The organism is Bradyrhizobium sp. ORS 285 (assembly GCF_900176205.1).
In the GTDB taxonomy this organism is placed as follows: Bacteria; Pseudomonadota; Alphaproteobacteria; order Rhizobiales; family Xanthobacteraceae; genus Bradyrhizobium.
Genome location: NZ_LT859959.1, coordinates 517,312 through 530,078, shown reverse-complemented (window position 1 = coordinate 530,078; position 12,767 = coordinate 517,312). Strand labels below are relative to the sequence as shown.

Here is a 12,767-nt window from a genome sequence, read left to right as displayed (position 1 = left end):
CCGGATGGCGGGCTCACGGACCTGGGCGTCGCGCCGCGGGCACCGCGATGTGGCGAATTCGAGCGAGCGGTTGCTGCAGAGCGGATACTCGCTGTCTTCCGTGCCGCGCCGCCGCGCCGAACCACCCTGCCCTTCAACGAAGGAAAAGGTCGAGTTCGACTGCCACAGCTTCCCTCAGGCCATCCAACGGTCAGGTCGCGGCTGTTCCATTCCCAGCCGTCTCGTTCCGGAACGCCGCGGCGAACAGCGCCCGCGTGTAGTCCGTCTTCGGCGCCTTGAACAATTGCGCCGCCGGCCCCTCCTCGACCACCTTGCCGTGACGCATCACGATCAGATGGCTCGCCAGCGCCGCCACGACGCGGAGGTCGTGGGAGATGAACATGTAGGTCAGCTCGCGCTTGCGCTGTAGCTCGCGCAGCAGCTCGACCATCTGCGACTGGAACAGCATGTCGAGCGCCGAGGTCGGCTCGTCCAGCACGACGAAGGACGGCTCCAGCACGACGGCGCGGGCGACCGAGATGCGCTGGCGCTGGCCGCCGGAGAATTCGTGCGGGTAGCGGAAGCGGGTCGCGGGATCGAGGCCGACGTCTTTCAGAGCCTTCACGACCTTGGCCTCGCGCCCGTCCTCGGACAAATCCGGCTGATGCACCATCAGGCCCTCGGCGATGATGTCGCCGACCGACATGCGCGGGCTGAGCGCGCCGAATGGGTCCTGGAAGACGATCTGCATGTCCCGGCGGAACGGGCGGACGTCCTTGAAGCTCAGCCCCTGGATCTCCTTGCCGAGAAACACGATCGGTCCGTCCGAGGAGATCAGGCGCAGCAGCGCTAGGCCGAGCGTCGTCTTGCCGGAGCCGGATTCGCCGACCACGCCGAGCGTCTCGCCCTTGCGCACGGCGACGCTGACGCCGTCGACGGCCTTGATGTGGCCGACGGTGGAGCGGAACAGGCCGCGCTTGATCGGAAACCAGACCTTCAGGTCCTTCGCCTGCATCACCACAGGCTGATCGGGCCGCGGCGGCGCCGGGTCCGGCTTCGGCTCGGCGGCGAGCAACGCCTTGGTGTAGGGATGCGACGGTGCGGTGAAGACCTGCTCCACCGGCCCTTGCTCGACGATCTTGCCGCCGTTCATGACGCAGACGCGATCGGCGATGCGGCGGACGATGCCGAGATCATGGGTGATGAACAGCAGGCTCATGCCGAGCCGCGCGCGGATGTCGGCGAGCAGCGCCAGGATCTGCGCCTGCACGGTGACGTCGAGCGCGGTGGTCGGCTCGTCGGCGATCAGCAAATCCGGCTCGTTGGCGAGCGCCATCGCGATCATCACGCGCTGGCGCTGGCCGCCCGAGAGCTGATGCGGATAGCTGCCGAGCCGCGTCTCCGGCTCGGGAATGCCGACCTGCGTCAGCAGCTCGAGCACGCGCTTGCGCGCAGCGCTGTTCGAGATCGGCTGGTGCAGTTGCAGGATTTCGCTGATCTGCCGCTCTATCGTGTGCAGCGGATTGAGCGAGGTCATCGGCTCCTGGAAGATGATCGAGATGTCGCTGCCGCGGATCTCGCGCATCTCGCCTTCGGACAGGGGCAGGAGATCGCGGCCCTTGAAGCGGATGCTGCCCGAGGGATGCGAGGCCACCGGATAGGGCAACAGCTTCAGCACCGAGAGCGCGCTGACGGATTTGCCGGAGCCGGACTCGCCGACGAGGGCAACACATTCGCCGCGCTTGATGTCGAAGGAGACGTGGTCGACCGCGGTCGACGCGCGGCCACCCTGATGGAAGGCCACCGAGAGATCGCTGACCGAAAGAAGCGGCTGGGTCATCGCATCCATGTCATCGTATCCATGTCATCGAATTCCTGGCGCTCACCTGAACGTCTTGCGCGGATCGAAGGCGTCGCGCACGGCCTCGCCGATGAAGATGAGGAGCGACAGCATGATCGCGACCGAGAAGAAGCCGGTGAGGCCGAGCCACGGCGCCTGCACGTTGGCCTTCGCCTGCGACAGCATCTCGCCGAGGGACGGCGATCCCGGCGGCAGGCCGAAGCCGAGGAAGTCGAGGGCGGTCAAGGTCATCACGGAGCTCGACACGATGAAGGGCAGAAAGGTCATGGTGGCGACCATCGCGTTCGGCAGCAGATGCCGCCACATGATGACGACGTTGGAGACGCCGAGCGCACGCGCCGCCTGGATGTATTCGAAATTGCGGCCGCGCAGGAATTCGGCGCGCACGAGTCCCACCAGCGACACCCAGGAGAACAGCAGCATGATGCCGAGCAAGGTGAAGAAGCCGGGCACCAGCACGGCCGAGAGGATCAGCAGCAGATAGAGATAGGGAATCGCGTTCCAGATCTCGATGAAACGCTGGAACAGGAGATCGACCCAGCCGCCGAAATAGCCCTGCACCCCGCCGGCGGCGATGCCGATGATCGACGAGAAGAACGTGAGCGACAGGCCGAATAGCACGGAGATGCGGAAGCCGTAGATCAGGCGCGCGACGACGTCGCGACCCTGGTCGTCAGTGCCGAGCCAGTTGTATTCGAGATCCCTGCAGCTCTTCAGCCCCTTTTTCTCGACCACCGCCTTGCACTGCGATTCCTTCAGCATCCAGGTCGGCGGCGATGGCGCCGGCGTCGGCAGGTCGAGATTGTGGGTGGCGTAGGAGTAGCGGATCAGCGGCCAGATCACGGTGCCGCCCTTGTCCGCGATCAGCTTCTGCAGATAAGGGTCGCGATAGTCGGCCGCGGTTTCGAAGTCGCCGCCGAATGCGGTCTCCGGATAGGAGACGAAGGCCGGCCAATACAGATGGCCGTCGAACTTGATCAGGAACGGCCGGTCGTTGGCGATCAGCTCGGCGAACATCGAGACGATGAACAGGACCAGGAACAGCCACAGCGACCAGTAGCCACGGCGGTTGGCTTTGAAGTTCTGCCAGCGGCGCTGGTTGAGCGGCGACGGCTTGAAGCGATGCCGCGTCGGCGGCACGGCCTCGCCGAGCGGCGCCTGGGTGGTGGTCTCGATCGGTGCGGTTTTCAGCATCGTCAGACCTCCCGCGCCTCGAAATCGATCCGCGGATCGATCCACATATAAGTGAGGTCGGAGATCAGATTGATCACGAGGCCCAAGAGCGAGAAAATGTAGAGGTTGCCGAACACGACCGGGTAGTCGCGGTTGAGGATGCTCTCGAACGAGAGCAGGCCGAGGCCGTCGAGCGAGAAGATGGTCTCGATCAGCAGCGAGCCGGAGAAGAAGGCATGGATGAAGGTGCCGGGGAAGCCAGCGATCACGATCAGCATGGCATTGCGGAAGACGTGGCCGTACAGCACCTGGGTCTCGCTGCAGCCCTTGGCGCGCGCCGTCATGACGTATTGCTTGCGGATCTCGTCCAGGAACGAGTTCTTGGTCAGAAGCGTCATGGTCGCGAACGCACCGAGCGCCATCGACACCAGCGGCAACGTGAGATGCCAGAAATAGTCGATGATCTTCCAGTACCAGGGGAAGTCAGCCCAGCCGTCCGACGTCAGCCCCCGCAGCGGGAAGATGTTGAGGAACGAGCCGCCGGCGAACAGGATGATCAGGAGGATCGCGAACAGGAAGCCGGGAATCGCGTAGCCGATGATGATGACGGCTGAGGTCCAGACGTCGAAGCGCGAGCCGTCCTGCACCGCCTTGCGAATGCCGAGCGGAATCGAAATAAGGTAGGTCAGCAGGGTCATCCAGATGCCGAGCGACATCGAGACCGGCAGCTTCTCCTTGATCAGCTGCAGCACGGAGGTGTCGCGGAAGTAGCTCTTGCCGAAATCGAAGCGGGCGAAGTTCCAGACCATCAGCGCGAAGCGCTCCGGTGCCGGCTTGTCGAAGCCGAACTGCTTCTCCAACTGCTTGATGAAGGCGGGATCGAGCCCCTGCGCGCCGCGATATTTCGAGTTGGTATCACCGCCCGAACCGACCTGGCCCGGCGGCCGCGCGCCGAAATCCGAGCCGCTGCCGCCGGAGATGCGCGAGGTGCCGCCGGTGTCGGCGCCGGTCAGTTGCGCGATCACGCGCTCGACCGGCCCGCCCGGCGCGAATTGCACCACGACGAAGGAGATGAAGAGGATCCCGAGCAAAGTCGGGAGCATCAGAAGCGTGCGGCGGAAGATATAGGCGGCCATGAACTACTTCGCGGGCTCCAGCTTTGCGGCCTTGGCGGCATCGTACCACCAGATGTCGGGGGCGCCCACGCCGGAGGCATATTTCGGTGGCTTCGGCGGGTGGCTGAACTGATCCCAATAGGCAATCGGATGGGTCTGCCGATACCATTGCGGGATCCAGTAGTGCCCGGCGCGGAACACGCGATCGAGCGCCCGGCAGGCAAAGGTCAGCTCGCCACGGGTCTCCGCGGCGATCGCCTTGGCGACCAGCGCATCGACAGCGGGGTTGCTGATCCCGGCCAGATTGTAGGAGCCCTTGGTCTTGGCCGTGTCCGAGGTGAAATAAGAGCGCAGGCCGTCGCCGGGGGTCGGCGACATCGACAGCCGCTGCACCGTGATGTCGAAATCGAAATCCTCAACGCGGGCGCGGTACTGCACGGCGTCGACGATGCGCAGATCCGCATCGATGCCGAGCGTCTGCAAATTCTTGATCAGCGTGCCGTGGTGCGGCTTGAACGAGACCTCGTCGATCAGGAACTCGATCGAGAACACCTCGCCGGACGGCAGCAGCCGCTTGCCGTCCTTCACCGGCAGGCCGGCCTGCTGCAGCAATTGCGTCGCCTTGCGCAGCAGCGCGCGGTCCTGGCCCGAGCCGTCGGAGGCCGGCGGCACGAATGGCTCGCCGAACACGTCGTCAGGGACCTGGCCGCGGAACGGCTCCAGCAGCTTCAGCTCCTCCGGCGACGGCGGGCCGACCGCAACCATGTCGGAGTTCTGGAACGGCGACACGGTGCGCGCATAGGCGCCGTACATGATGGTCTTGTTGGTCCACTCGAAGTCGAAGGCGTAGGTCAGCGCCTGACGGACGCGCGGATCTGAGAACTTGTTGCGGCGGGTGTTGATGAACCAGCCCTGCCCGCCCGACGGCGTCTCATCCGGCAGCAGCTCGCGCTTGACGCGGCCGTCCTTGATCGCCGGAAAATCGTAGCGCGTGGCCCAGATGCGCGAGGTGAACTCCTCGCGAAACAGATAGCTCTTGGCGGTGAAGCCTTCGAAGGCGACGTCGCGGTCGCGATAGAACTCGTAGCGGACGATGTCGAAATTATATAGGCCGCGGCTGACCGGCAAATCGGCCGCCCACCAGTCCTTGACGCGCTCGAACTCGACGTAGCGGTTGATCTCGTATTTGCCGACCTTGTACGGCCCGGAGCCGAGCGGGACGTCGAGCGGATTCTCGTCGAAGGCGCGGTTGGCGTAATAAGCTTTGGAGAAGATCGGCAGCGTCACGACATAGAGCGGCACGTCGCGGGCGCGCTTCTCGACGAAGCTCACCACGACTGTGGCATCATCGAGCGCCTCGGCCTTCACGAAGTCGCGCAGCTGCACAACGATCAGCGGGTGGCCCTTCTCCTTCAAGGTGTTCAGCGACCAGGCGACGTCGTGCGCCGTGATCTTCGAACCGTCATGGAAGCGCGCTTCGGGCCGCAGGGCGAAGCGATAGGTCAGCTTGTCCGGCGAGATCGCAACCGACTTCGCGACCAGCCCATAGACCGCGTCCGGCTCGTCGGCCGCGCGCACCATCAGGGTTGCGAACGTCATGTCCATGCCCTGCGCGCCCTCGCCCTTGAGGACATAGGCATTGAACGAGTTGAACGTCTGATAGGACTGGTTGTAGGCGCGCACCGAGGGGATCAGCGAAAACATCCCGCCCTTCGGCGCGTCCGGATTGACGTAGTCGAACTGGCGGAAGTCGGCCGGATATTTCAGGTCGCCGAACGCCGAGGCGCCGTGCGAGTCCGGGCCGAACTCCGCGGCGACGGCCGGCTTGATCAACGGAGCCGTGAGCGCGCCGAGCCCGAGGCCGAGCACGCCGCGGCGCGACAGATGCGACAGCGTGCTCAAGAGCGCTTCACCTTGCCAGCCTTGTCGGCGTCGAACCACCACAGCGACGGCCAGCCGGTGCTGGCATATTTCGGGAACGTCGCATGGCTGAAGCGGTCCCAGCGCGCGCTGCGCAGGAAGGGATAGGTGAACTGCGGGACGACGTAGAAATTCCACAGCAGCACGCGGTCGAGCGCATGCGTCGCCGCCTCCAAGGTGGCGCGGTCCTTGGCGAAGATGATCTTCTCGATCAGTTCGTCGATGGCGGGGTTCTTGATGCCCGCCGTGTTCTTCGAGCCCTGCTCGTCGGCGGCCCTGGAGCCCCAGAAATCGCGCTGCTCATTGCCCGGCGACAGCGACTGGCCCCAGACGTCGGTGATCATGTCGTAGTCGAAGGTGCGCACCCGCTGCTCATACTGGACGTTGTCAACCTGGCGCACCGTCACGGTGACGCCGAGACGTTCCAGCGACGGCTTGTAGAACAGCACGATGCGCTCGGACGACGGGTCCTGAACCATCAGCTCGATTGCGACCGGCTTGCCGGCAGGATCGACCAGCTTGCGGTCCTTGATCTCGTAGCCGGCCTCCTTCAACAGCCTGTTAGCCTCGCGCAGATTGGCGCGGACATTCTCCGGATTGCCGCCGACCGGGTTCTGATAGGCGGTGGTGAACACCTCCGGCGGCACCTTGTCGCGTAGGCCCTCGAGGATCTGCAATTCCTGGCCCTGCGGCAGGCCGGAGGAGGCGAGCTCGGTGCCTTCGAAATAGCTGTTGATCCGCTTGTACTGGCCGAAGAACAGCTGCTTGTTCATCTCCTCGAAGTCGAACGCGTAGTTGAAGGCGCGACGCAGCCTCGCGTCCTGGAATTGCGGGCGGCGCAGGTTGAACACGAAGCCCTGCATGCGGCCGGAATCGCGGACCGGAAACTCCTCCTTGACCGCGCGCTTGTCGGCGATCGCCGGGAAGTCGTAGGCGGTCGCCCACTGCTTGGCCGAGTTCTCGTTGATCCAGTCGGCCTGGTCGGCCTTGAAGGCTTCGAGCGCGACGAGGTTGTCGCGGAAATACTCGAACTGCAGCTCGTCGAAATTGTTCTGGCCGATCCGGACCGGCAGGTTCGCACCCCAATAATCCTTGACGCGCTCGACCTTGATCGAGCGTCCGGGAACGAACTCCTTGATGCGGTACGGGCTCGATCCGAGCGGCGGCTCCAGCGAGGTCGCGGTGACGTCACGCTTGCGGCCCTGCGCGTCGGTGCCTTCCCACCAATGCTTGGGCAGCACCAGCAACTCGCCGACGATGTGCGGCAGCTCGCGATTGCCGGGGCCGTCGAAGGTGAACTTGACCTCCTGGTCGCTGATCTTCTCGGCCTTGACGACGTGCCGATAATAGGAGCCGTAGAACGGGCTGTTCTTCTTCAGCACGTCGAGCGAGAAGATGACGTCGTCGGGCGTCACCGGCTTGCCGTCGTGCCAGCGCGCTTCCTTGCGCAGGCGATAGATCACCCAGGAGTAATCGTCCGGATAGGCGGCGGCCTCGGCAAGCAGGCCGTATTCGGTCGAGACCTCGTCCTGCGCCCGCGACATCAGCGTCTCGTAGACGGTCATGGCGGCCGCGGCGATGTTGCCCTTCACATACATCACGACGATGTTGAAATTGTCGAAGGTGCCGAGCGAGATCATCCGCGCCGTGCCGCCCTTCGGCGCATCGGGATTGACGTAGTCGAAGCGCTTGAAGTCCGCGGGGTACTTGAGCTCACCGAACAGCGACAGGCCATGGCGCCAGAGCAGCTGCTCGCCGGCCTGCGCCTGTGCGGCATCGAGCGGGGCGAAGCTGGCGGCGGTGCCGAGCGCCGGGGTCATCGCAGCGAGGACGCTGCTCTGCAGGAGCTGTCGTCGGGTAATCGTCAAATGAGACTTCCTCTGAATAAGACCGCTCGGGAGCAGATGGTCGGCCTCGGCCGGTCCTGCTTCCGGATCCAACGTGTGATCGTAACCCATTTCGCGAGGGCAGGTTGCGCCGGCCGGAGCCTGATGGCTCGATCTGCGAACCCGTTCCATTCAGGGGACCAATATACGGCAAGGTTTCGACGAATAACCTTGCTTTTTCCTCATGATACCGGGTTGTGAACGGGTCGGCTGCGACCAAAGGTCCCAAATGCGGCGAAATTCGCTCCCGAACGCAAAACGGCCGGGCGAGGCCCGGCCGTTTGCAATGCGAGATAAGGTGCGCGCTACTTGGCAGCGGTCGGCAGCGGCGCCGGATTGTCCGACAGCGAGTTCAGATAGGCGAGCACGTCGGCGCGCTCGGAGTCCTTCTGGATGCCGGCGAAGCCCATCGCGGTGCCGGGGATGTAGCCCTTCGGGTTGGCGATGAACTGGTTGAGCGCATCGATGGTCCAGGTGCCGCCCTTGGCCTTGATCGCCGCGGAGAAATTGAAGCCGCGGCCTTCGCCGATGTGGTCGCCGACGATCCCGTAGAGATTCGGCCCGACGGCATTCTTGCCGCCCTTGTCGAAGGTGTGACAGGCGGCGCACTTCTTGGCGGCGGCGGCGCCCTTCTCGACCGAGGCGGTCTGCAGCAGCTTCTCGATCGGCTCGGCGGCGGCCGGCGCGGCGCCCGACTTGGCGGCGCCCTCGGCCTCCTTCACGGCGATCTCGAAACCCGGCTTTTCCGGCATCTTCGGCGCGAAGATCGCGTTGGCGGAGAAGCTCGTGACCAGCACGACCAGACAGGCGGCCAGCACGGCGCCGAGGATTTTGTTCAGTTCGAAGGAGTCCATTTTGGAATCAGGCTCCGAGGGCGGATTTCATTGCTTTGAGGCCGCGGGGCCGCGGCCGTGAATCGCCCCAGGATTTCATGAAGGCATCGAGCGGAATCGAGCCGTCGCGCCTCCCCCTGCGGCAGAAGTGAGATATCGGTTTGCCCGTGCTCTGGCAACCCGTATAAGCGGGCGGTTTTTGCTGTCCCCACCTCGTCCGGGCGCGCTGTTGCGACCGGCTCCGACCTGCCGTTCCCCGGATGACCCGACCCAACATCCTCGTGCTGATTCCCGCCCGCATGGCCTCGACGCGCCTGCCCGGCAAGCCGCTGCTCGACATCGCGGGCGTGCCGATGATCGTACAGGTGCTGCGCCGCGCCGAGGCGGCGGCGATCGGCCGTGTCGCGGTGGCCACCGACACGCCCGAGATCGCGGCGGCGGTCACGGCGGCGGGCGGCGAGGTGGTGATGACCAAGCCGGACCATCCCTCGGGCTCCGACCGCATCTTTGAGGCGATGTGCAAGCTCGATCCGGCCGGCGAGGCGGAGATCGTGGTCAATCTGCAGGGCGACTTTCCGACCATCGATCCCCAGAGCATCAGCGACGTGCTGCCGCCGCTCGAAGACCCTGCGGTGGACATTGCCACGCTGGCGGCGCAGATCCACACCGAGGAGGAGAGCCTCAACCCGAACGTCGTCAAGGCGGTTGGCTCGCCCCTGTCAGGGCGGCGCATGCGTGCGCTGTATTTCACCCGGGCCACGGCGCCGCATGGCGACGGACCGCGCTACCACCACATCGGCCTCTACGCCTATCGCCGCGCGGCGCTGGAGCGCTTCGTCCGCCTGCCGCCATCGCCGCTGGAACAGCAGGAGAAGCTGGAGCAGCTCCGCGCGCTGGAGGCCGGCATGCGCATCGACGTGATGGTCGTCGATGCCGTTCCCCGCGGCGTCGACACGCCGGCCGACCTCGAAACCGCCCGCCGGCTGCTGTCCAAAGCGTGAGCTGATAGAAGGCCCGACATGAGCAAGATCTTGAAAATCGCATTCCAGGGCGAGCCGGGAGCCAATTCCCATATCGCCATCTCCGAGGCCTATCCGACCGCCGAGGCCATGCCCTGCCCGACCTTCGAGGACGCGCTCAGCGCGATCTCGTCCGGCGAGGCCGATCTCGGCATGATCCCGATCGAGAACTCGGTGGCGGGCCGCGTCGCCGACATCCACCATCTGCTGCCGGGCTCGGGCCTGTACATCATCGGCGAATGGTTTTTGCCGATCCGCCACCAGTTGATGGCGCTGAAGGGCACCAAGCTCGCCGATATCAAGACGGTCGAGAGCCACGTCCAGGCGCTCGGCCAGTGCCGCCGCTACATTCGCCAGCTCGGCATCCGCCCGATCGTCGCCGGCGACACCGCGGGCAGCGCCCGCGACGTGTCCGAGCGCGGCGACAGGACCGTCGCGGCGATCGCCTCGCGTCTGGCCGCGAAGATCTACGGCCTCGACATCCTTGCCGAGGACATCGAGGACGAGGCCCACAACACCACCCGCTTCGTGGTGCTGGCGCGCGAGGAGCAGTGGGCCGAACAGAACTCGGGACCGCTGGTGACGAGCTTCGTGTTCCGCGTCCGCAACCTCCCCGCGGCGCTGTACAAGGCGCTCGGCGGCTTCGCGACCAACGGCGTCAACATGACCAAGCTCGAAAGCTACATGGTCGACGGCAATTTTTTCGCCACGCAGTTCTATGCCGACGTCGATGGCCATCCTGAGGACAAGGGACTGGCGTTCGCGCTGGAGGAGCTGAAGTTCTTCTCGCGCGAGCTGCGCATCGTCGGCGTCTATCCGGCGCACCCGTTCCGGGCGACGTTCAGCGAGCTTCTCGAAAGCTAGGCTAGAGCATGATCCGGAAAAATGGAAACCGGTTTTCCGAAAAGATCATGCTCAAACAAATAGATAAGATCATGATGCGTTTCCGCCGAAACGCATCATGATCTAGTCTGTTGAGGCGGTCATTCCGGGATGGTCCGAAGGACCAGAGCCGAATCTCGCGCGGCGTGGCTCACTTTGAGATCCGGGTTCGAGGGCTGCGGCCTCGGCCAGGAATGACCTACCCCTCGACATAGGTGGCGAGCTCCGCCGACGTTCCTGTCGGAAATGCCTCCTTGAGGTGATCGAGAAACGCCGACACGCGCGCGCTGAGCAGGCGGCGAGAGGGATACAACGTCCAGAGCTCAACTGGCGGCGCATCGAGTTCGGCCCACTGCAGCAGCCGGCCGGCCGCGAGGTCGTGGCTAGCGAGCGACAGCGGCAGGCAGGCCGCGCCGACACCGGCACGGACTGCATCGCGCACCATGATCACCGACGACAGGCGCAGGATCGGCTCGATCGCGATGCGCGATGGCCCCGCGGCAGACGCAACGTTCCACGCTGTAATCTGGTCAGTGCTGCGGACGATCGCGGGAATGGCGACCTCCGTCGCGGGCCGCGCAAGCGCCGGGTGGGCGACCACCACCATCTGGTCACGAAGGAAGATGCGCCCGACCAGGCTGTCATCGGGATCGGGATTGACCCGGATCACCAGGTCATAGCCCTCCTCGACCATGTCGACCGTGCGGTCGTCGGTCGTCACGTCCAGCCGCACGTCCGGATATTTCAGCGCGAAGGTCGCCGCGAGCTTGCCCATCGCGGTCTGCGAGAACAGCAGCGGCGCACTGATGCGCAGGCGACCGCGCGGCGTCTGGCCGCCCGACGAGATCGCGCCGACGGTCTCGTCGAGCTCGGTGAGCAGCGCGCCGGTGCGCTCGAACAGCGCCCGTCCCTCCTCGGTCAGCTTCAGCGCGCGCCCGCCACGCTCGATCAGCCGGATGGCGAGGGCAGCCTCGAGCTCTGCGACGCGGCGCGACAGTGTCGCCTTTGGACGTCCGCTCGCCCGCGCCGCGCGGCCGAAGCCGCCGTGACGGGCGACGAGCGTGAAATCGGCGAGCGCCAGCAGATCCATCTGTTCCACCAGTGAGACGGTCTGTCCAAATATACCATCTATTGGCTCACATGTGGACCGTTATCTTCCGGGCATCGCTTCATCCAACCCGGAGAACCCACCATGACCATCCTCGTCACCGGCGCCACGGGCACCGTCGGCCGTCACGTCGTCGACCAGCTCACCAAGCGCGGAGCCGATGTGCGCGCCCTCGTCCGCGATCCTGCCAAGGCCAACCTTCCGGCCGGCGTCGCCCTCGCCAAGGGCGACCTGCTCGATGTCGACTCGCTGCGCGCCGCCATGTCAGGCGTGTCGACGCTTTTCCTGCTCAACGCCGTCACGCCGGACGAATTCACCCAGGCGCTGGTCGCGCTCAACGTGGCTCGCGAGGCCGGCATCGAGCGCATCGTCTACCTCTCGGTGATCCACAGCGACGTCTACGTGAACGTGCCGCACTTCGCTGGCAAGTTCGCGGTCGAACGCATGATCGAGCAGATGGAGCTACACGCCACCATCCTGCGGCCGGCGTACTTCATGAACAACGAGCTCACGATCAAGGACGTCGTGCTGAACTACGGCGTGTACCCCATGCCGATTGGCGCGAAGGGTCTCGCGATGATCGATGCCCGTGACATCGGCGAGATCGCAGCGATCGAGCTGATCCGCCGCGAGCAATCGCCCGAGCCGCTGCCGCTGACGCGTCTCAACCTCGTCGGTCCGGACACGCTGACCGGCACGGATGCCGCCGCTGTCTGGTCGGACGTGCTCCGACGCCCGATCGCCTATGGCGGCGACGACACCGTGGGCTTCGAGACCAATCTGCGGCAGGTGATGCCGAGCTGGATGGCGTTTGACATGCGGCTGATGGCCGAGCGCTTCCTGGGCGACGGCATGGTGCCCGACAAAGGCGACGTCGCCCGCCTTACTGCGCTGCTGGGCCGGCCTCTGCGGTCCTATCGCGACTTCGTCGCCGAGATCGCCATGGCCTGACCCGAGCCGCTCGCATCATCACCCTGAACCGATACGCGGG

At 65.2% G+C, this 12,767-nt stretch carries 10 protein-coding genes; 3 read left to right on the top strand and 7 right to left on the bottom strand.

Features of this window, described 5'->3' with window-relative positions; translation table 11 throughout:
• Positions 1 to 190: 190 nt before the first annotated feature.
• From BRAD285_RS02340 to BRAD285_RS02315, 6 genes are all read right to left on the bottom strand, one after another.
• Positions 191 to 1,828: an ABC transporter ATP-binding protein gene (locus tag BRAD285_RS02340; RefSeq protein ID WP_006612175.1), complete on the bottom strand. Its 1,638-nt coding sequence runs from the start codon at positions 1,826 to 1,828 to the stop codon at positions 191 to 193.
• 33 nt (positions 1,829 to 1,861) lie between these two features.
• Entirely contained in the window at positions 1,862 to 3,034 is a 1,173-nt protein-coding gene (locus BRAD285_RS02335) for an ABC transporter permease (RefSeq protein ID WP_006612176.1), read from the bottom strand.
• A 2-nt stretch (positions 3,035 to 3,036) separates the two neighbouring features.
• On the bottom strand, positions 3,037 to 4,149 hold the full coding sequence (locus BRAD285_RS02330; RefSeq protein WP_006612177.1) for a microcin C ABC transporter permease YejB: 1,113 nt from the start codon (positions 4,147 to 4,149) through the stop codon (positions 3,037 to 3,039).
• A 3-nt stretch (positions 4,150 to 4,152) separates the two neighbouring features.
• Complete coding sequence (locus BRAD285_RS02325; protein WP_035646537.1) at positions 4,153 to 6,021, bottom strand: extracellular solute-binding protein; 1,869 nt, start codon at positions 6,019 to 6,021, stop codon at positions 4,153 to 4,155.
• 5 nt (positions 6,022 to 6,026) lie between these two features.
• Entirely contained in the window at positions 6,027 to 7,868 is a 1,842-nt protein-coding gene (locus BRAD285_RS02320; RefSeq protein ID WP_006612179.1) for an extracellular solute-binding protein, read from the bottom strand.
• Between the two features lie 371 nt (positions 7,869 to 8,239).
• Complete coding sequence (locus BRAD285_RS02315; protein ID WP_006612180.1) at positions 8,240 to 8,788, bottom strand: cytochrome c family protein; 549 nt, start codon at positions 8,786 to 8,788, stop codon at positions 8,240 to 8,242.
• A gap of 239 nt (positions 8,789 to 9,027) precedes the next feature.
• Here BRAD285_RS02315 and BRAD285_RS02310 point away from each other — a divergent pair, with 239 nt between their 5' ends.
• Together BRAD285_RS02310 and BRAD285_RS02305 are read left to right on the top strand one after the other, a co-directional pair.
• Positions 9,028 to 9,768: a 3-deoxy-manno-octulosonate cytidylyltransferase gene (locus tag BRAD285_RS02310; RefSeq protein ID WP_006612181.1), complete on the top strand. Its 741-nt coding sequence runs from the start codon at positions 9,028 to 9,030 to the stop codon at positions 9,766 to 9,768.
• 18 nt (positions 9,769 to 9,786) lie between these two features.
• Positions 9,787 to 10,650, top strand: coding sequence for a prephenate dehydratase (locus tag BRAD285_RS02305; protein ID WP_006612182.1), 864 nt, complete (start codon positions 9,787 to 9,789; stop codon positions 10,648 to 10,650).
• Between the two features lie 217 nt (positions 10,651 to 10,867).
• Here the strand turns inward: BRAD285_RS02305 and BRAD285_RS02300 are convergent, their stop codons facing one another.
• A complete protein-coding gene (locus tag BRAD285_RS02300; protein ID WP_006612183.1) occupies positions 10,868 to 11,758 on the bottom strand; it encodes a LysR family transcriptional regulator in 891 nt (296 codons plus the stop codon).
• A 102-nt stretch (positions 11,759 to 11,860) separates the two neighbouring features.
• Between BRAD285_RS02300 and BRAD285_RS02295 the strand changes: the two genes are divergently transcribed.
• Positions 11,861 to 12,727: an SDR family oxidoreductase gene (locus tag BRAD285_RS02295; RefSeq protein WP_006612184.1), complete on the top strand. Its 867-nt coding sequence runs from the start codon at positions 11,861 to 11,863 to the stop codon at positions 12,725 to 12,727.
• The last annotated feature ends 40 nt before the right edge of the window (positions 12,728 to 12,767 follow it).